Source organism: Alcaligenes sp. SMD-FA, from assembly GCF_025960365.1.
Taxonomy (GTDB): Bacteria; Pseudomonadota; Gammaproteobacteria; order Burkholderiales; family Burkholderiaceae_B; genus Alcaligenes; species Alcaligenes aquatilis.
The window spans coordinates 1057829-1076610 of sequence record NZ_CP110108.1; the positions used below are offsets into that span (position 1 = coordinate 1057829).

Sequence of the window (18782 nt, forward strand, 5' to 3'; positions counted from 1 at the left end):
TCTTAGGCCTCGACCAGACGGCATTCAGGACTAAAGCTCAGATTCACCGAGCCACCTGCAGACAGATGTGGGTCCTGGGCGGCAGCAACGTCAGCAATAATGGGTTTGCCGTCGCTCAACTTCAGGCTGTAGGCCGTTTTAGTCCCTAGGTACTGGCGTGCCACGACTTGAGCGGGGATGCTGCCAGCCTGGGCTTCAGTATGCAGGGTGATGTTTTCGGGGCGCACTGCCAGCAGCACCTGACCATCAGGGGGCGGGCTGTTTACCAGAATGTGTCCGCCGGCAATACTGACGGTGGTGTGATCGGCGTCCACATGTACACCCAGAGTGTCGATCAGGTTGGCCGCGCCAATAAAGTCGGCGGCATAGGCGGTACGTGGTGTGGCGTACATGGCCTCGGGGGTATCGAGCTGATCGATACGGCCCTGGCGCAACAAGGCAATGCGATCCGACATGGACAGGGCTTCTTCCTGGTCATGCGTCACGAAAATAGCCGTGATGTTGGATTCCTGCTGCAATTCGCGGATGACCTGGCGCATTTGAATACGCAGCTTGGCATCCAGATTGGACAAGGGTTCATCCATCAACAAGACTCGAGGCTCGATCACCAGGGCGCGGGCCAGGGCCACACGCTGGCGCTGGCCGCCGGACAGCTCGGCCGGGTAGCGCTGGGCCATGCCGCCCAGCTCAACGCGGTCCAGGATATAGGCGACTTTTTTCTTGATGTCGCTGCTGCTGACCTTGCGCACCCGCAAGCCGTAAGCCACATTGTCAAATACGGTTTTATCGGGGAACAGCGCGTAGTCCTGGAACACCATGCCGGTCTCGCGTTTGTGCGCGGGCAGATAGGTAATATCTTCCTTGTCCAGAAACAGACGGCCTTCATCGGGGATGATGAAACCGGCAATCATACGCAGCAACGTGGTTTTCCCACAGCCGCTGGGCCCTAGTAACGTGAAGAACTCGCCATGCCGGATTTGCAGGCTCAATTCATTGATGATGGTGTTGCTGCCGTAGCGTTTCACTACGCGATCGATGTGGATTTCTGCCATGGGGATAGATCAGCCTGGGGCTCAAGAGTGCAGGTAAACCGACAAGCAGGGGAGCGCTTGCCTAGGCTTTAAAAAGAGGCAGCTCAGCGGCTATTGACGAGGTAAACCTAGCGGTAGCGGGATTCTGAGCGAACATTACAGATTAATGACAAGTTTTATAAGAAGTTGCTATCTTAGCAGCAGGCCAATACTTGTAGTTTTAATTATCAGGCGTCTAAGTCCAAGGCAAAGGCTGATTGCATCAGTGTTACCGGGCAGGTAAGCAAAAAAAATCCGTAGAACAAGCATCCTATTGCGATAATCAGGTGGTAGTAATGTGTCTTGCTTTTTCGTCTAAAGCGGTCTAGTGCGAGTTAGGGTTTCTTGTGTCAAATAAAGGCCCTTATAGTGAGTTCAAAAAGAATGGTGGTTTCCTGCAAAAGGCAGGGGTGGGAGAGGGATACAACGGGGTAGGTATTTATCCTGTTCAAGCAGGTCTGCAATAGGCCTGCTCATGCACATCCGAATTTATAGATGGTGTTCCGGTGTTGTGGACAGACACAGACCGGGCCGGAGAGGTTGTTGGGTCGTGTCCCCTTGGGGGACAGACTCACCCATCCGGGTACTGCACGTCGTCAGAGATCATAGAAGTTAGTTAATTAACTGGAGATTGAAGATGCGACTGGGTGTACTAAGCCCCCGGGGGACCGGGGAAAAGAGGGTAGCGGCCACGCCCGATACCATCAAGGCTTACCGCAAGGCGGGCCATGATGTGATTATCGAGGCGGGTGCCGGACAGGGTATTGCCAGCTCGGATGCTGACTACGAGGCAGCAGGGGCAACGATAGGCGATCCCTATCAAGCCACCGTGCTGCTGGTAGTGGGCCCGGCTGATGTTGATTCGGCACGTTTACGTGCCGAGCATGTGGTCGTCGGTATGCTGGACCCTTACGAGAGCGAGGGTCTGGACAGGCTGGCCTCTTCGGGCTGCCAGGCATTTGCCCTGGAGCTGATCCCGCGCACTACGCGGGCGCAAAGCATGGACGTTCTGTCCTCACAAGCCAATATTGCCGGTTATGCCGCAGTGCTGAAAGCGGCCACCTTATATCCCCGATTCTTCCCCATGATGATGACCGCGGCGGGCACCGTCAAAGCAGCCCGAGTTGTGGTGCTGGGCGCGGGTGTGGCCGGTTTGCAGGCGATTGCGACAGCACGTCGTCTGGGGGCGGTGGTGGAAGCCTCTGACGTGCGTCCTGCCGCGCGTGAGCAGATCGAGTCTTTGGGTGGCAAGTTTATTGACGTGCCCTACGAGACGGATGAAGAGCGTGAGGCGGCGCAAGGGGTAGGCGGTTATGCTCGTCCCATGCCCGCTTCCTGGTTGCAACGGCAGGCGGCGGTGGTGGCGGCACGTTGCGCCCAGGCCGACGTCATCATCACCACGGCATTGATTCCGGGGCGCCCTGCTCCGCGTCTGATTGCCGAGGATGTGGTGCAGTCCATGCGAGCGGGTTCGGTCATTGTTGATCTGGCCGCGGCCCGTGGCGGTAACTGCGCCTTGACCGAGGCGGATCAGATTGTGGAAAAACATGGCGTGACCCTGGTGGGCGAGACCAACTTCCCGGCCCGTGTGGCCGCGGATGCCTCTGCCTTGTACGCACGCAATATTCAACAGTTCCTGGGCTTGATGCTCAAGGATCAGTCTGACGAGCTGCATATCCCTGCGGACGACGACATTGTGAATGCCAGCCGCGTTGTACAGGCTGGCAAACGACTCTTTCCACAGCAGGGAGCCTGACGCCATGGATATTATTTCTCCCCTGGTCATTAACCTGATCATCTTTGTGCTGGCCATCTACGTGGGGTACCACGTGGTCTGGACAGTGACACCCGCTTTGCACACGCCCTTGATGGCGGTGACCAACGCGATTTCGGCCATCATTATTGTGGGTGGGATGTTGGCAGCGGCCCTGACCGAAAGCCCTTGGGCGCAGGCGATGGGCATTATTGCCACCGCGCTGGCCTCGGTCAACGTGTTTGGTGGTTTCCTGGTAACCCGCCGCATGTTGGAAATGTTCAAAAAGAAGGGCGCTAAAAATACGCCCAAGGAAGGGCAGTCATGATTTCCATGAATACCGTTACCTTGTGCTATTTGCTGGCCTCGGTGTGTTTCATTCAGGCCCTGAAAGGCTTGTCGCATCCGGCCAGCTCGCGTCGTGGCAACTTGTTCGGCATGGTGGGGATGGCCTTGGCCATTGCCACTACCGCTGTGCTTATTTATAGCCTGGCCCCTGAAGGTAAAGAGCTCTCTGGCTTGCTGCGGGTTCTGATTGGTTTGGTGATTGGTGGCGTGCTGGGCACCGTCATGGCGCGTCGTGTCGAGATGACCAAGATGCCGGAACTGGTGGCCTTCATGCACAGCATGATTGGTCTGGCTGCGGTAGCCATTGCGATTGCCGTGGTGCTGGAGCCGGTGGCCTTCGGGATTGGTTCGGCCGAGGTGGCTCTGCCTATGGGTAACCGTGTGGAGCTGGCTTTGGGCGCGCTGGTCGGTGCCATTACCTTCTCCGGTTCGGTGATCGCGTTTGGCAAGCTGTCGGGCAAGTACAAGTTTCGACTGTTCCAGGGCGCACCTGTCACCTTCAAAGGTCAGCACATGCTGAACCTGCTGCTGGGGCTGTTGGCCCTGGCTTGCGGTGTGATCTTTGTGATGACCCAGGCATGGTGGGCCTTTGGCGTGCTGCTGGCCTTGTCCTTCCTGCTGGGCGTGATGTTGATCATTCCGATTGGCGGGGCAGACATGCCCGTGGTGGTGTCCATGCTGAACAGCTACTCGGGCTGGGCGGCCGCAGGGATTGGTTTCTCCCTGAACAACTCCATGCTGATCATTGCCGGTTCGCTGGTGGGCTCCTCCGGTGCGATTCTGTCCTACATCATGTGCAAGGCCATGAACCGTGCCTTCTTCAACGTGATCCTGGGCGGTTTTGGTGCCAATCCGGAAGCGGCTGCGGGTGCTGCGGATCAGGGCAGTCGTTCAGTGAAATCCGGTAGTGCTGAAGATGCCGCGTTCATGATGAGCAATGCTGAGTCCGTGGTGATTGTGCCCGGTTACGGTTTGGCCGTGGCTCGTGCTCAACACGCTTTGAAAGAGTTGTCGGACAAGCTGACCAGCCAGGGTGTGAATGTGCGCTACGCCATTCATCCGGTGGCCGGTCGTATGCCTGGCCATATGAACGTCTTGCTGGCCGAGGCGGAAATGCCTTACGAGCAAGTCTTTGAAATGGACGACATCAATAGCGAGTTTGCTCAGACCGATGTGGTGCTGGTGCTGGGGGCCAACGATGTGGTCAACCCAGCGGCTAAAAACGATCCGGCTTCGCCGATTGCGGGTATGCCAATTTTGGAGGCCTACAAAGCTCGAACCGTGATCGTGAACAAGCGTTCCATGGCTGCTGGTTATGCCGGTCTGGATAACGAACTGTTCTATATGGATAAGACCATGATGGTGTTTGGCGATGCCAAAAAGACTATCGAAGACATGGTCAAAGCGCTGTAAACCCTTTCAGTTTTAGCGCAGGCAGTAAAAAAGCGCTCTGGTTCCTTGCGGGCCAGAGCGCTTTCTTGTTGGGTAGGGTGAGCTCAGAACTTGGGGCCGGAGCGCAACTGCTCGCACATTTGCTGGCGTTGTTCGGCTGTGGCTTTCTGTAGATCCTGATGACCCCGGTCCACACCTTGCTCAAAAGCTTTGTCAAAGTCCTCGTCATTGAGCCCCATGCTTTGAATAGAGGATTTCTGCTGTTTTTTCATCTCATCAAGCTGGGCCTGGCTGTAGTCACCGCACACTTCGGCGGCAGCATGCATGGCTCCGCCCATTTGGGCCAGTTGAATGGCAGGGCTGCTGTCCCGGGCGTAGCTATTGGTGCTGGCCAGAAGGAGGGCCGCTAAAGGCAAAAGAAGTTTTGTGCGCTCAAACATGGTCAATCCTGTCGAATAAGAAGAGGTCCGCGCAGATTGTGTGGGCTGGCAGGGGCGGGGAGGTCCTATCTGGCGGAAGTCGCTACTTTACACCGCTTGGCCCTGTACGATTCAGGCCCTTGGGGGGCAAGTAAGTGCAATAGATATTGTGCCCGGTTTTCGGTGACAGGGATTTGATCTGTTGGTGGGTGAGTAGTGGGGGGAGAAAAGAAAGCGGGAGGCAAAGAAAAAGCCCTGATGACAATGTCATCAGGGCTGATCTTTTCAGAGTCTCATCCATTGGGTTTTATCCCACGAGTTCTAACTCTGGTCGTTAATTTCAGTAAAGAAACCAACGTGAATATGGCGCGGCTGGCAAGATTCGAACTCACGACCCCTTGGTTCGTAGCCAAGTACTCTATCCAACTGAGCTACAGCCGCTAAAGAAGTGAAACTATAGCAGATTATTTATCTGGATGACAAGCCTAAAAAGCGTTTTTCTTGAAATAAAGGCAAAATTTTTCTGAAAAGACCAGAAAATAAGGTGTTGGCGGGGTTGTGACGCAAGGTGAGGCGGATTTAACCTGACACTGTGTAGTGTTTTTAAGCTGCGGATGCCTTTGACGAGGATTATCTCCTCGCTGGAGCGTTTGACGGCCTGAGTATTGCCGCCAATACCATCAAAGCGTGGTTTGCAGAATGCTGGTGGAAAGCGGGTGGATGGAGCTATGCCGTTCCCGTGACGGCATGGGTGCACGACGGGTTTGGGGATGCTGCAGGTATTGCGTTGTCAGAAAGACGATAAGGCTGTGAAGGAGCCGTTCCTGGCTATATAAAGCCATGACCGGTAGTGCTCATTTTTTTGTTTAATCCTGCTCGTGTTGTTGTTGTTGTTGTTGTTGTTGTTGTTGTTGTTGTGGGTGCAGGCATGAGTGCCGTTCGGCCGTGTAGAGAAACTTTTTGCCGCCTGATATCCGAGCAGAAAGCAAAAAAGCCATTTCCGAAGAAATGGCTTTTTTACTGAATATGGCGCGGCTGGCAGGATTCGAACCCACGACCCCTTGGTTCGTAGCCAAGTACTCTATCCAACTGAGCTACAGCCGCTAAAGAAGTAGAACTATAGCACGACCATTTTGACTTGTCACCAAAATATCGGTTCTTTTTAGCAAAATAGTCTCTTTTTGGATTTCTCGGTATAGGGAAACGCTGGAAAGCCGCCAGGCGCAAGGCTTGTAGCCCTGACCGGGACTGGTCACGTTCATGATTGGGCTCACGCAGAAAAATAGAGAAGGAAGAAACTTCGAACAGTCTGCTTCGGATGACTTGCCCCACAGGAAACAAAGCCGCATTATTACGCCATTGTTTTGGAGCCCAATGTCATGGATCTGTCGAAAATTACCTGCACTGAAGATTTCCGCCTGGCGGCTAAACGCCGCGTGCCCAAGATGTTTTATGACTACGCTGATTCCGGCTCCTGGACGCAGGGAACGTATCATGCGAACGAGCAGGATTTTCACAAACTGAAATTCAAACAGCGCGTGGCGGTAGATATTGACCATCGCAGCCTTAAGACCAAGCTCTTGGGTCAGGATGTGGCCATGCCCGTGGCAATTTCTCCCACTGGTCTGACGGGTATGCAGCATGCTGATGGCGAAATGCTGGCAGCCTTGGCCGCACGGGATTTTGGCATTCCTTTCACCCTGTCCACCATGAGCGTGTGCTCGCTGGAAGATGTGGCTCAGGCGACCCGCGCCCCGTTCTGGTTTCAGCTTTATGTGATGCGTGATCGCAGCTTTATTGAGAACCTGATCGCGCGTGCCAAAGCCGCCAATTGCTCGGCTTTGGTGTTGACCTTGGACTTGCAAGTGCTGGGCCAGCGTCACAAGGACATCAAAAATGGCCTGACCACACCCCCGCGTCTGACCATTCCTAATTTGCTGAATCTGGCGACCAAGCCTTATTGGTGCCGCAATATGTTGCGTACGCACCGTCGCAGCTTTGGCAATATCGTCGGTCACGCCAAGGGCGTGTCGGATCTGCGCTCCTTGTCGACCTGGACTGCCGAGCAGTTCGACCCGACCTTGAACTGGAAAGACATTGAGTGGATCAAGAATGCCTGGGGCGGAAAGCTGATTGTGAAAGGCATTATGGATGCGGACGATGCCCGTTACGCCGTCGATAGCGGCGCCGATGCCTTGATCGTGTCCAATCACGGTGGCCGTCAGTTGGATGGCGCACCGTCATCAATTTCCTGCCTGCCTGCGATCAGCAAGGCGGTGGGCGACAAGATTGAGGTGCTGGTCGATGGGGGAATCCGCAGTGGTCAGGATGTGTTGCGCGCCCGAGCCCTGGGTGCCCAAGGCGCCATGATTGGCCGTGCTTTCCTGTATGCCTTGGGTGCAGCAGGTCAGGCGGGGGTGGCCCGCCTACTGAAACTGATGGCCAATGAGCTGGATGTATCCATGGCTTTTTGCGGTCGTACCGATATCAATCAGGTAGACCGCTCCATCTTGCTCAATCCCGATATTTTTGATCGTCCCGGTTACTGAAGACCGATATGCAAGGGCCCTGGCTGGACCGGCAAATGACCGCGTCCGTGGGGCCCGTTCAGGTCCAGCACCGGGCCGGCCGGCACGATACCGCTCGGGTTCAGTTGATGATGGCTGCGGTAGTAGTGGATCTTGATGTGATCCAGGTTGAACGTGCTGGCCACGCCGGGCATTTGGTACAGCTCCAGCATGTAATTCCATAGATTCGGATAATCAATCAGACGGCGCAGATTACATTTGAAGTGGCCGACATAAACGGGATCAAAGCGAATCAAGGTGGTAAACAGTCGCCAGTCAGCCTCGGTCAGTTGCGTACCGACCAGATAGCGTTGCTGGCTCAGGCGGGCTTCCAGTCCATCCAGGCTGTCAAACAGGGCGTGAACCGCGGTGTCGTAGGCCGCTTGTGAGCGGGCAAAACCTGCTTTGTAGACTCCGTTATTGACGGTGTCATATACATGGGCATTGATCTGGTCGATTTCACCCAGCAGCTCGGCAGGTGCCATATCCAGACTGCGCGCCCCCAAGGTATCGAATGCGCTATTGAAAATACGCATGATCTCGGCCGACTCATTATTGATGATCGTGCCGCGCTGCTTGTCCCACAGCACGGGCACGGTAACGCGCCCGGTAAATTGTGGGTCTGCCTTGGCATAGAGCTGATGCAGGAATTGAGCATCCATGACTGGGTCCGGCACCACGCCATCGGCCGGTTCAAAGGTCCAGCCTTGATTGTCCATGATGGGGTTTACCACCGAGACCGAAATCAGCTTTTGCAGCCCCTTTAGTTCGCGCATGATCAAGGTGCGATGTGCCCAGGGGCAGGCCAGCGAAACATACAGGTGATAGCGGTTGGCCTGGGCAGGCTGCGCTGCCTGGCCTTCCGGGCCGGGGCCGCCATCGGCCGTAATCCAGTCCCGGAAGGCAGATTGGGCACGTTGAAAGGTATCGGACTGAGTGCTGCTGACAGGCTCGTTGCTGTGCCATTGTCCATCTATCATCATGCCCATCTGTGTACTCCGTTTTAGCCTTTCAGCTTGATTGCAATTTCAGCGATATGGCGGCCTTGGTAGCGCGCGCCGTCCAGTTCGTTCTGGCTGGGCTGACGCGAACCATCGCCACCGGCAATGGTGGAGGCACCGTAAGGGCTGCCGCCAGTGACTTCATTGATCAGGGTCTGGCCTGCAAAGCTGTAGGGCAGGCCCACCACGATCATGCCAAAGTGCATCAGGTTATGAATAATGGACAACAGCGTCAGCTCCTGCCCACCGTGTTGGGTGGCGGTAGAGGTAAAGGCACCGCCTACCTTGCCATTGAGTGCGCCACGCGCCCACAGACCACCGGCCTGATCCAGAAAACTGGCCATTTGCGAGCTGATGCGTCCGAAACGGGTACCGGTGCCCACAATAATGGCGTCGTAGTTTTCCAGGTCGGCAATGGTGGCGACCGGAGCGTCTTGATCCAGCTTGAAATTCGCTTTTTGGGCCACCGCTTCCGGGACCAGTTCGGGGACACGCTTGATGTCCACCGTCGCGCCAGCGCTTTGTGCACCTTCGGCTACCGCTTGAGCCATTTTTTCTACGTGGCCATAGGCGGAGTAATAGAGAACCAGGACTTTTGCCATTTGAACTTCTCCAGTAAAGCGATCAACAAGGAATCGGGCGGGGTAACGGCCCCACGGCTAGGCTGGGGCACATGTGCTATGACGATGATAGTCGGGCAAAGCCTGCTCTGACAAACCGTTGGGCGCACTGTTTTGTGTCAGAGTCTGTCTTGCTAAGCAAGCGGCAGTTCCGGGCAAAGTCAGCCTGGTAACAGGGCGTAGGTGGTGGTGGCGTGAGCCACCAGCTTGCCTTGTTCGTCCAGCAGTTTGATATCACCAAAGACCATGCTTTTGCCACGTTTCAGTACTTGGGCGTGAACCAGCACATCTCCTTGGCTGACCGGGCGTACAAAACTGGTGTTCAGCGAAACCGTGGTCATGGGGCGAAACTCGCCCAGGCTTTGGCTGACGGCCAGCACCATGGCGGTATCGGCCGCAGCCATATAGACCTGACCGCAAACCACGCCGGCCACGTGTGTCAGTTGATCCGAGAAAGGCAGGCGCAATACAACGCCGTCTTCGCTCAGGTTTTCTACGCGCAGCTTCAGGGCTTGCACCCAGGGGGCGAACAGCGTGTCCAGCAAATGTTGGCTTTGGTCGTGAGTCATTGGGGATCAGCCGCAGTAAACAGAAATAATGTTGTTTTGTTCGTCTACGCGGATGTTCAGGCGGCTTGGGTCGTAGTCGGTGGTGTACATGCGGTCTGGGGCCAGTACGCGAGCTTTCGCAGCACCGGCTTGTTTAACAAGGCGCTCGACCTGGCTTTGGCTGGCGGTCTGGCCAGCAGGGCTCAAGGCGTCCGCATTGCACAGGCCAACAGGGGCGTCGCTGAACGAAGAGGTCGAGCTTGTTTGTGCGCTATTACCCGTGGCCGTGCAAGCTGCCAGCAAAACGGCGGGAAGGACGCTAAGTAGTACGGAAAGTCGCATGGGAAATCCTTAAAAGCAGCTGATACGCATTCAGCGTGAAGGATTAATAATACCTGTTCTACGCGGGGCGTTTAAGGCCTTTGACACTGCGTTTTGTGGTGGTTTTGCCCGGTTTGACCGATACCTGCGGATGCCGGGCAATCGAGTAGCGCAGGGGGGCCTTGGCCCAGGTTCCTGCATAGTCCACGCCAATACGTGGGCCGATCAGGATTTGCTCTGGCGGCAGAGCAGGAGCGTCCAGTAGATGCAAGGTAGGGGCGCACGCATCGGCACCGTTATAGGCCTTGTCGATACCCAGTCCTTTGCACAGACGCCCCGGGCCAGACAGGGAGGGGCCATCCTGGGGCCAGGTCCATTGCGCTGCCCGCAGCAAGACGGCTGTGCCGTCGCCCGGCACGCCACTGACGATATTCATGCAGTGGTGCAGGCCATAAATCAAATACACGTAGGCATAGCCAGCCGGGCCAAACATCAGCCGTGTGCGCTCGGTAATGCCGCGCCGGCTGTGGGCAGCCTGATCTTGAGGGCCCAAATAAGCCTCGGTTTCCACAATGGTGGCACAGCGCCTGCCGCGTTCGTCATTCAAAACCAGGGTTTTGCCCAGCAATTCCAGGGCGACGTAACGTGGATCGCGGGCAAAGAAGGCTCTTGGCAGATGCAGCGCGGACTTAGTCATTGCCGGGAATCTGCTCCAGCTTGTTTAACCAGGTCTGTTTTTGCTCCTTGGGTAAAAAGGAGGAGCGCAGGCTATTGGCTGCCAGGGTACGCAAATCAGCCTGCTGCAGATTCAGGGCCTGGGCGCTTTGCATATAGTTGTCCAGTAGGTAGCCGCCAAAATAGGCCGGGTCGTCCGAGTTCACGCAAACATTCAGGCCGCGATCCAGCAAGTGCTTCAAGTTGTGCTGGTGCAGGCTGTTAAAAACCTTGAGCTTGATGTTGGACAGGGGACAGACTGTCAAGGAAATGGCGTGGTCGGCCAAGTATTGCATCAGGGCCGGGTCGTCCTGGCTGCGGACGCCATGATCGATGCGTTCCACGTTCAGCAGTTGCAGGGCATCGCGGACATAGCTGGCCGGGCCTTCTTCACCGGCATGGGCGACCAGCCGGAAACCTAGTTCTCGGCAACGGGCATAGACCTTCTCGAATTTGGCGGGCGGGTTGCCTTTTTCCGAGGAGTCCAGGCCAATCGCAATCCATAGGTCGGAATACTGATTACGTAAGGGCAGGGCGGCGTCCAACGTGGCAAAAGCATCGGCTTGGCTCAGGTGACGCAGGAAACTCAAGATCAGATAGCTACTGATACCCAGCTCAGACTTGGCCTGGCGGGCGGCGCGGGCAATTCCGGCAAACACGGTTTCCATGGCAATCCCGCGTGCGGTGTGTGTTTGCGGGTCAAACATGATTTCCGTATGGACAATGCCATCGGCCTGGGCGCGTAGAAAGTAGGCCCAAGTCATGTCAAAGAAATCCTGCTCGGTGATCAGGACGCCGGCCGCTGCGTAATACAGGTCCAGAAAGGACTGTAGATCGGTGAACTGATAGGCGGCTTGCAGGCTGGCCTGATCGGGATAGGGCAGCGTAATGTGATTGCGCTGGGCCAGCTTGAAAATCAAGTCCGGTTCCAGCGTGCCTTCAATATGAAGGTGCAGTTCAGCCTTGGGCAGTTGGCGGGTAAATTCGCGTAAAGAAAAAGCGGAATCAGACACGGGGCGCTCCTGTTAAGCACACTATGCGCCCCATTATACGAAGGCGTAGGCTCTGGGGTCAGGTGTCCTTGCCACGCCAGGCGGCTATTGCCAGAAAGAGCCAGGCCAGGATCATGGCCACCCCGCCAATAGGGGTAATGGCCCCCAGCCATTTCACGCCGCTCAGCACCAGAATGTACAAGCTGCCGCTAAAAATCAGCACGCCAGCCAGCATCAGAATGGCGCTGCGGGATTGCCAGGCTGTATTTAGCTGCGAGCCTAACGCGGCAATCAGCAGCAGGCCCAGGCCATGTAGTAATTGATACAGCACGGCGGTATGCCAGGTCGCCAGGGCCGATGCGTCAACCATGGCGCGCAAGGCGTGAGCACCAAACGCGCCCAGGCCGACGCCCAGAGCCAGAATCAGTGCGCCCAGGCACAGGATGGATCGTGATTTCATGTCTTTCCTTGCAAGTCGCTGCCGTCGCAGCGCGCAGGCAGGCCAGTGCTATTATCGAACAAAAAAACGGGCTTTGTCTGTAAGGAGACAGCATGCAAGAAATAGCTCCGGTCCCACCAGAGGAACAAGATGTTGTGGTGGCCGCGTATCGCTATCAGTCTGGCCAGCCAGCTCAGGTTTTGGATATTCATCACCTTGCTGCGCATGACCCCTTGCAGGATGGTTTTATCTGGATTGGCTTGAAAGACCCCAGTGAGGCCACCTTGCGCGAGGTGGGGGCGCAACTGGGTCTGCCAGACAATGCTGTTGAAGAATTGATTGCTCCTCATCGCCGTCCCAAGCTGCTGGAGTTCAGTAATTGCCTGATTGTGGTTGCGGTGACGCTGGGCCTGAAGGATTTGCGCCCGCTGTTGGGTACGACACAGATTTTGATTGCCCACGGTTTGTTGCTGACGGTGCGCCGTGGTTCCAACAGCAATTACCTGCCCTTGCGCGCCCGCCTGGAAAGTACGCCCGCTTTGCTGGCGCGGGGCAGCGACTTTGTGGCCTCGGAGCTGCTGGACTTGATTGTGGACCAGTATCAGACTTCGTTGGAGCAAACCGAAAAAGCCGTAGAAGCCATTGAGCAGCAATTCCTGATTCGAGGTTTCAAGGAAAACGATGTACGGCGTATTTATCGCTTACGGCGCGACTTGCTGCGTGTCCATACGGCAGTGTCGCCGCTGGCCGAATTGACGCGTCGCTTGTCGCGTATCGAACTTGAATATGTCGATGCGGAAAGCAGGGCCTATTTTGCTGAGGTTTCAGACCGTATTGCGCGCACGGCTGAGTTTATTAATAGTCAGCGACAAGCCCTGGCTTTTGCCTTTGAAGGCGGGTTGATGATCGGGCAGATGCAGCAAACCGATACCACCCGCAAGCTGGCCGCTTGGGCCGCTATCCTGGCCGTGCCAACTGCCGTGGCGGGGATTTATGGCATGAACTTCAAGTACATGCCGGAACTGGAGTGGACGCTGGGTTACCCCATGGCCTTGGGCTTGATGGGCAGCGTGTGCGGATTTTTGTACTGGAAATTCAAAAAGGCCAAATGGCTCTAGCCTGAAGCAAAGAGCGACAAGGCCGAAATCAAGGAGGCGAGATGGCTCTGGAACAGCAGTTACAGAATCAGGTGCCGGATTTGATGGATGATGATCTGTTTGGCGAGGATCCGGCCCTACAACATTGGCAATCTCAATTGGCCTGCCAAGAGGCCCGGCAAAGTCTGGCCGACTATGGTCAGAAACTGGGCTCTGCCTATTGGCGTGAGCAAGGAGCCTTGGCCAATCGGCAGCCGCCGCAATGGCGAGGTTGGTCTGCTCAAGGGCAGCGAATTGATCAAGTGGATTTTCATCCCGCCTGGCATCATTTGCTGAGCCTGGGCATGGAGCAGGGCTTGCATATCTGGCCTCATCAGCCCCAGCCCGGCCAGCACCTGCTACGGGCCATGGGTTTTTACCTGCATGGTCAGATCGAGGCGGGCACTTTGTGTCCCTTGACCATGACGCGCGCCGCTGCGCCTTTATTGCAGTCTGACCCGTTTCAGGAGTGGGCGGCCAAGCTGGATATCAATCAGTACGATTCGTCCAGCCAACAGATGGTAGAAAAGAGCAGTGTGCTGCTGGGCATGGGCATGACAGAAAGGCAGGGCGGCTCTGATCTGCGTGGTTGCACCACCGAAGCGCACCCCGATGGGCAGGCTTTTCGTGTTTATGGCCATAAATGGTTTTTATCTGTGCCACAAGCGGACGGACATCTGGTGCTGGCCCGTGAGCACGAGCAGTTCTCCTGCTTCCTGATGCCGCGCTATACCGAAGACGGTTTGAATCGCCGCTATATACGCAGGCTGAAAGATAAGTTGGGTAATCGTTCCAATGCCAGTGCCGAGATTGATTTTGATGGCGCTCTGGCCTGGCGTGTGGGCCAGGCCGGTCGTGGTATTGCTTTGTTGGCCGCAATGGCAGCTCGTACCCGTATTGATTGCGTGCTGGGCAGTGCGGCCCTGATGCGCCAGGCGTTGGTGCAATCTTTGCACTACTGCCAGCATCGACGCTGCTTTGGTAAACAATTGATCGATCAGCCCATGATGCAGGCGGTATTGCTGGATATGAGTCTGGAAAGCGAAGCCGCCACCCATCTGGCCCTGTTTCTGGTGGACCTGCAAGAGCGGGTCAACGATCCTGTCGCGCAGTCCGTGTTGCGTGTCCTGGCTCCAGCCGCCAAGTTCTGGGTATGCCGTCGGGCCATCGCCCTGTGTGCCGAAGCCATGGAAACCTGGGGCGGCAACGGTTATATCGAGGATGGCCCCATGCCGCGCTTGTTGCGCGAGGCTCCCGTCAATTCCATTTGGGAAGGCTCAGGCAATGTGATGTGCCTGGATGTGCAGCGCGCCTTGAGTCAGGAAGGCGTATGGGAGGCCTTGCAGGCGGACTTGCGTGCCCGCACGGGGGATGATGCGGAACTGGGGCAGGCGGCGCAGGAGGTGTTGAGCGCAGTCTCCCAGGCTGGCGGCCGTGTCTGGACGCAAAAACTGCTTACCCTGTATCAATCCTGCTTGATGCGCCAAGTAGCACCCGATGCCGTCGCAGACTTGTTCACGACCCATCGTTTACAACAAGGGCCCGCTGCCGTATTCGGGGTGGAGGGCGTGGAGCAGGCTTGCTGGTATTTGCACCGCAGCTGGCCCCGCCTGCAAGCGTCTTGACGCGGGCCTGCCTACTAGGGACATTGCTCTGGACAGGCGGTGCGCAGTATCTATAATTTGTTAGCCTAGTTTCTGCTACTCGCCTGGAGTGTTGTCCGCATCATGACTGTGTTTTCCCTGTCCGGCTTTTCTTCTTTGACTCGGCGCACAGCCGTTTGTGCTGGCATGGCGGCTGTGATGGCTGTCTGGGCCTTGCCTGTTCAGGCTCAAAACTTCGAGTTGACTGGGCGCGTGGTGCGGGTGGCGGATGGCGATACGCTGACAATTCTGCCCAGTAATAACAAGCAGGTGCGTGTGCGCCTGGCCAGTATTGATGCCCCTGAAACCACGAAAGACAGCCGTCGCCCTGGCCAGCCCTTTGCGGTGGCCTCGCGACGCTTCTTGTCGGATTTAGTGTCCGGCAAGCAATTGACCCTGTCTTGCTATGAGAGCGATCGCCATGGTCGTGCGGTATGCGATGTGCCCTTGGCCGATGGTGAAACCGCTAATCAGAAACTGGTGCGTGCCGGTATGGCAATGGCGAACCGGGAAAAGCGTGGCCGCTTCCTGCGTGACCCGCGCATTGACGGGCTGGAGCGCGAAGCCCAAGAGGACCGCGTTGGCATCTGGTCCGAACCCAATCCTGTGCCGCCATGGAAATGGCGCTATGACTGCTGGCGGCAAGGGCAATGTTAAGCACTTGGCGGTGGGTCGGGCTGGCCCTGTTGTGTGTCGGATTGGCAGCCTGCTCCAAGCCCGTGAACAGCCCTTATCACGAAGAAAGCGCAGCGGAAAACACGCTGTACAGCGCATTCACGACTCGTTCTCCCAATCACCTGGATCCGGCTTTGTCCTATTCCGGTGACGAGACCCCATTTACCTATTCGATTTACGAGCCGCTGTACGGCTACCACTATCTGGATCGGCCGTATCGCCTGATCCCCAAGACGGCGGCCGAGCTGGTAGACCCGGTGTATCTGGACGCGCAAGGTCATCGTCTGCCAGCCGATGCGCCGGGTGAGCAGGTGGCCATCAGCCGTTACGACATTCCGATCAAGCAAGGCATTCGCTTTCAGCCACATCCGGCCTTTGCCTTGGATGAGCAGGGTGAGTTCCGTTACTACCCCATGCGGGCGCCGGATTTGAGTGACGCCTTTAGCATTGCCGACTTTGCCCATACCGGCTCGCGAGAACTGACGGCTCACGATTACGTTTATGCCTTCAAGCGTCTGGCCAGTCCGCGTTTGGCCTCGCCTGCCTTGGGGGTGATGGCCGAGCATATCCGGGGCTTCAAGGAGTTCAGTGAAGAACTGGCCCGTATTGACAAGCAGGAGCCGCGTCCTCAATGGCTGGATTTGCGCCCCTTTACCTTGCCGGGTGTGCGCGCCCTGGACAAGCACACGCTGCGTATTGAGGTCAATGGCAAGTATCCGCAGTTCAAGTACTGGCTAGCCATGACTTTCACTGCTCCTATGGCTTGGGAGGCCGAGCGTTTCTATAGCCAGCCACGCATGGCACAGCACAACCTGACGCTGGATAGTTGGCCGGTGGGTACGGGCCCATTCATGCTGACGGAGTCCCTGACCAACCGCCGCCATGTGTTGAGCCGCAATCCCAATTACCGGGGTGAGCCCTACCCGTGCGTGGGCGAGCCGGGTGATCAAGCAGCCGGTTTGCTGGAAGATTGTGGTAAACCCATGCCTTTCCTGGACAAAGTGGTGTTCTCTTTGGAAAAAGAGGGCGTACCTTTGATGGGCAAGTTCCTGCAAGGTTATTACGACATTCCGCAGGTGGAGCGGGGCGAGTATGGCGTGGCCATGACCGTAGCGGCACAGGATTCCGTCGACAAAGCCAATCTGTATCAGGAGCGCGGTTTGCAATTGCGTACGGCTCCCGAAGCGCAATTGTTTTATATGGGCTTTAACTGGCACGACCCAGTGGTCGGCCAGGGCGACACACCCGAGCAGTTCGAGAAAAACCGCAAGCTGCGTTTGGCTATCAGCATTGTGTTCGACTGGGAGCAGTACGTCTCCATTTTTATGAATGACCAAGGGCAAGCCGCGCATGGCCCCTTGCCGCCGGGCGTGCCGGGTTATCAGCCCTTGCCCCAGGGCGCCAACCCTTATGTCTACACCAGGGACAATGGTGTGGTGAAACGCCGCAGCCTGGACGAAGCCCGTGATTTGTTGCGGCAGGCCGGTTATCCCGATGGACGGGACAGTCGAACCGGTAAGCCCTTGATCCTGTATTACGACTCCATGATGGGGATGGGTTCGGATGCCACGGTGGATTGGATGCGCCGTCAATTAGCCCAAGTGGGCCTGCAATTGGAAGTACGTGCCACCGACTACAACCGTTTTCAGGACAAGATGAAGCGTGGCGCGGCGCAGATATTCCTGTGGGGTTGGGTAGCCGACTACCCGGATGCCGAAAACTTTTTCACCTTGTTGTACGGCCCTCAAGCCAAGAAAGATTTTGGGGGTGAAAACGCCGCCAATTATCAAAGCGCAGAGTTTGATCGTCTGTACGAGCAAATGCGTTTTTTGAATGACGGCCCGGACAAGCAGGCGGTGGTGCAGCAGATGATTCATTTGGTTCAGCACGATGCTCCCTGGATGTTTGGCTATGTCCCCAATGCGGGCGGTGCATACCAAAGCTGGGTACGCAATGCCAAGCCGTCCATGATGGTGCGCGACAGCATCCAGTATTACCGTATCGACCCTGAACAGCGCGTCGAGCGCATTGACCTTTGGAATCGCCCCGTCTGGTGGCCTGCTATTCCGTTGGGCTTGCTGGCTTTGATTCTGGCGTGGGTGGTGCGCTCGCAGGCTCAGGCGCGTCGTCGCCGTGTGGCTTTGCGCAAGGAGAAAGACTGATGTTTTCCTATATGCTGCGGCGCATTCTGTATGGCGTGCTGATTCTGATCGGGGTCAATCTGCTGACCTTTGTGCTGTTTTTTGCCGTGAATACGCCCGATGATATGGCCCGTTTGTCCATTGGCGGGCAGCGCGTCAGCCAGACGGCGATTGAAAACTGGAAGGCAGAACGTGGTTATAACAAGCCGCTGTTTTATAACGCTCAAGCCGAGGGCAGCAAAGCGTTGACCGACACGATCTTCTACGAACGCTCGGTTCCCTTGCTGCGTCTGGACTTTGGCTTGTCTGATCAAGGGCAGGATATTGCCTATCAGATCAAACAGCGCATGGGCCCCAGTCTGGCCTTGGCCCTGCCCACCTTCTTTTTGGGTTTATGGGTGTGCATCAGCTTTGCCTTGCTGATGGTGTTTTTCCGGGGAACCCGACTGGACTTTTCAGCCGTCGTGCTGTGCGTAGTACTGATGTCCATTTCAGGGCTGTTCTACATCATTGCCGGGCAGTGGCTGTTTGCGCGGGTGCTCCGTTGGGTGCCGTTCTCGGGCTGGGTGCAAGGGATGGATAACTGGCGCTTTTTGGTCTTGCCGGTACTGGTGGGAATTTTGTCACGCATCGGGGCGGAATCGCGTTTTTATCGCAGCCTGTTCCTGGAGGAGGCCAGTCGTGACTATGTTCGTACGGCGCGCTCCAAGGGCTTGACCGAATCTACAGTTTTGTTCCGTCACGTGTTGCCCAATGCGCTATTGCCCATTTTGACGGGCACCGTATCGGCCTTGCCTTTGTTGTTCATGGGGAGTCTGATTTCCGAGTCTTTTTTTGGTATTCCGGGTCTGGGTAGTTTCACCATTGATGCCATCAATGCCCAGGACTTTTCCATTGTGCGTGCCATGGTGTTTTTAGGATCGATGCTTTATATCGCCGGTTTGATTCTGGCCGATATCTCCTACACCCTGGTCGACCCCCGCATTCGTTTCAGCTGAGCCCG

19 protein-coding genes and 2 tRNA genes are annotated in these 18782 nt (G+C 56.4%); 9 read left to right on the forward strand and 12 right to left on the reverse strand.

All coding sequences use genetic code 11. The features are described from left to right. Nucleotides 1-2 precede the first annotated feature (2 nt). A complete protein-coding gene (locus OKX01_RS04885; RefSeq protein WP_094195914.1) occupies nucleotides 3-1052 on the reverse strand; it encodes an ABC transporter ATP-binding protein in 1050 nt (349 codons plus the stop codon). A gap of 655 nt (nucleotides 1053-1707) precedes the next feature. Here OKX01_RS04885 and OKX01_RS04890 point away from each other — a divergent pair. Genes OKX01_RS04890 through OKX01_RS04900 form a run of 3 tightly spaced genes read left to right on the forward strand, consistent with a single transcriptional unit; the run spans nucleotide 1708 to nucleotide 4584 of the window. Then, nucleotides 1708-2826 (forward strand): NAD(P) transhydrogenase subunit alpha, encoded by a 1119-nt coding sequence (locus tag OKX01_RS04890; RefSeq protein ID WP_264672565.1) that lies wholly within the window; start codon nucleotides 1708-1710, stop codon nucleotides 2824-2826. A gap of 4 nt (nucleotides 2827-2830) precedes the next feature. Further along, nucleotides 2831-3151 carry an NAD(P) transhydrogenase subunit alpha gene (locus tag OKX01_RS04895; protein ID WP_009457776.1) on the forward strand — a complete coding sequence of 107 codons (321 nt, stop codon included), beginning with the start codon at nucleotides 2831-2833 and terminating at the stop codon, nucleotides 3149-3151. Next, nucleotides 3148-4584 carry an NAD(P)(+) transhydrogenase (Re/Si-specific) subunit beta gene (locus tag OKX01_RS04900; protein ID WP_094195916.1) on the forward strand — a complete coding sequence of 479 codons (1437 nt, stop codon included), beginning with the start codon at nucleotides 3148-3150 and terminating at the stop codon, nucleotides 4582-4584. Before OKX01_RS04895 ends, OKX01_RS04900 begins: the two co-directional genes overlap by 4 nt. Nucleotides 4585-4667: 83 nt before the next feature. On the opposite strand, the gene OKX01_RS04905 is transcribed toward OKX01_RS04900, so the two are convergent. The 4 genes from OKX01_RS04905 to OKX01_RS04920 form a co-directional block, all read right to left on the reverse strand. Next, nucleotides 4668-5003, reverse strand: coding sequence for a hypothetical protein (locus tag OKX01_RS04905; RefSeq protein ID WP_264672566.1), 336 nt, complete (start codon nucleotides 5001-5003; stop codon nucleotides 4668-4670). Between the two features lie 343 nt (nucleotides 5004-5346). Beyond that, nucleotides 5347-5423: transfer RNA gene (locus OKX01_RS04910), tRNA-Arg, on the reverse strand. A 425-nt stretch (nucleotides 5424-5848) separates the two neighbouring features. Beyond that, the gene (locus tag OKX01_RS04915) at nucleotides 5849-6037 is read right to left on the reverse strand and encodes a hypothetical protein (protein ID WP_264672567.1); all 189 of its coding nucleotides are present in this window, start codon (nucleotides 6035-6037) and stop codon (nucleotides 5849-5851) included. Beyond that, nucleotides 6010-6086, reverse strand: a tRNA-Arg gene (locus OKX01_RS04920). The genes OKX01_RS04915 and OKX01_RS04920 overlap by 28 nt, the downstream gene beginning before the upstream one ends. 275 nt (nucleotides 6087-6361) lie before the next feature. Here OKX01_RS04920 and OKX01_RS04925 point away from each other — a divergent pair. After that, nucleotides 6362-7531 carry an alpha-hydroxy acid oxidase gene (locus OKX01_RS04925; protein WP_094195918.1) on the forward strand — a complete coding sequence of 390 codons (1170 nt, stop codon included), beginning with the start codon at nucleotides 6362-6364 and terminating at the stop codon, nucleotides 7529-7531. On the opposite strand, the gene OKX01_RS04930 is transcribed toward OKX01_RS04925, so the two are convergent. The 7 genes from OKX01_RS04930 to OKX01_RS04960 form a co-directional block, all read right to left on the reverse strand. Then, the gene (locus tag OKX01_RS04930; RefSeq protein WP_108727937.1) at nucleotides 7525-8538 is read right to left on the reverse strand and encodes a glutathione S-transferase family protein; all 1014 of its coding nucleotides are present in this window, start codon (nucleotides 8536-8538) and stop codon (nucleotides 7525-7527) included. The two genes, OKX01_RS04925 and OKX01_RS04930, sit on opposite strands and share 7 nt — an antisense overlap. A gap of 14 nt (nucleotides 8539-8552) precedes the next feature. Further along, the gene (gene wrbA, locus OKX01_RS04935; protein ID WP_094195920.1) at nucleotides 8553-9152 is read right to left on the reverse strand and encodes an NAD(P)H:quinone oxidoreductase; all 600 of its coding nucleotides are present in this window, start codon (nucleotides 9150-9152) and stop codon (nucleotides 8553-8555) included. Between the two features lie 179 nt (nucleotides 9153-9331). Beyond that, on the reverse strand, nucleotides 9332-9739 hold the full coding sequence (locus OKX01_RS04940; protein ID WP_121738412.1) for a PaaI family thioesterase: 408 nt from the start codon (nucleotides 9737-9739) through the stop codon (nucleotides 9332-9334). Between the two features lie 6 nt (nucleotides 9740-9745). Further along, on the reverse strand, nucleotides 9746-10060 hold the full coding sequence (locus OKX01_RS04945; protein WP_094195922.1) for an I78 family peptidase inhibitor: 315 nt from the start codon (nucleotides 10058-10060) through the stop codon (nucleotides 9746-9748). Nucleotides 10061-10118: 58 nt separating this feature from the next. Then, nucleotides 10119-10736: a DNA-3-methyladenine glycosylase gene (locus OKX01_RS04950; protein WP_094195923.1), complete on the reverse strand. Its 618-nt coding sequence runs from the start codon at nucleotides 10734-10736 to the stop codon at nucleotides 10119-10121. Then, on the reverse strand, nucleotides 10729-11766 hold the full coding sequence (locus OKX01_RS04955) for an adenosine deaminase (protein ID WP_264672568.1): 1038 nt from the start codon (nucleotides 11764-11766) through the stop codon (nucleotides 10729-10731). Before OKX01_RS04955 ends, OKX01_RS04950 begins: the two co-directional genes overlap by 8 nt. 58 nt (nucleotides 11767-11824) lie before the next feature. After that, on the reverse strand, nucleotides 11825-12205 hold the full coding sequence (locus OKX01_RS04960; protein ID WP_094195925.1) for a DUF423 domain-containing protein: 381 nt from the start codon (nucleotides 12203-12205) through the stop codon (nucleotides 11825-11827). Between the two features lie 92 nt (nucleotides 12206-12297). Between OKX01_RS04960 and OKX01_RS04965 the strand changes: the two genes are divergently transcribed. From OKX01_RS04965 to OKX01_RS04985, 5 genes are all read left to right on the forward strand, one after another. Further along, on the forward strand, nucleotides 12298-13302 hold the full coding sequence (locus OKX01_RS04965; protein WP_125276953.1) for a magnesium and cobalt transport protein CorA: 1005 nt from the start codon (nucleotides 12298-12300) through the stop codon (nucleotides 13300-13302). A gap of 41 nt (nucleotides 13303-13343) precedes the next feature. Then, the gene (locus OKX01_RS04970) at nucleotides 13344-14945 is read left to right on the forward strand and encodes an acyl-CoA dehydrogenase family protein (RefSeq protein ID WP_094195927.1); all 1602 of its coding nucleotides are present in this window, start codon (nucleotides 13344-13346) and stop codon (nucleotides 14943-14945) included. A gap of 102 nt (nucleotides 14946-15047) precedes the next feature. Beyond that, nucleotides 15048-15620, forward strand: coding sequence for a thermonuclease family protein (locus OKX01_RS04975; RefSeq protein WP_264672569.1), 573 nt, complete (start codon nucleotides 15048-15050; stop codon nucleotides 15618-15620). After that, nucleotides 15614-17800: an ABC transporter substrate-binding protein gene (locus tag OKX01_RS04980; protein ID WP_264672570.1), complete on the forward strand. Its 2187-nt coding sequence runs from the start codon at nucleotides 15614-15616 to the stop codon at nucleotides 17798-17800. The genes OKX01_RS04975 and OKX01_RS04980 overlap by 7 nt, the downstream gene beginning before the upstream one ends. Further along, nucleotides 17800-18777 carry an ABC transporter permease gene (locus OKX01_RS04985; protein ID WP_230019140.1) on the forward strand — a complete coding sequence of 326 codons (978 nt, stop codon included), beginning with the start codon at nucleotides 17800-17802 and terminating at the stop codon, nucleotides 18775-18777. The genes OKX01_RS04980 and OKX01_RS04985 overlap by 1 nt, the downstream gene beginning before the upstream one ends. The last annotated feature ends 5 nt before the right edge of the window (nucleotides 18778-18782 follow it).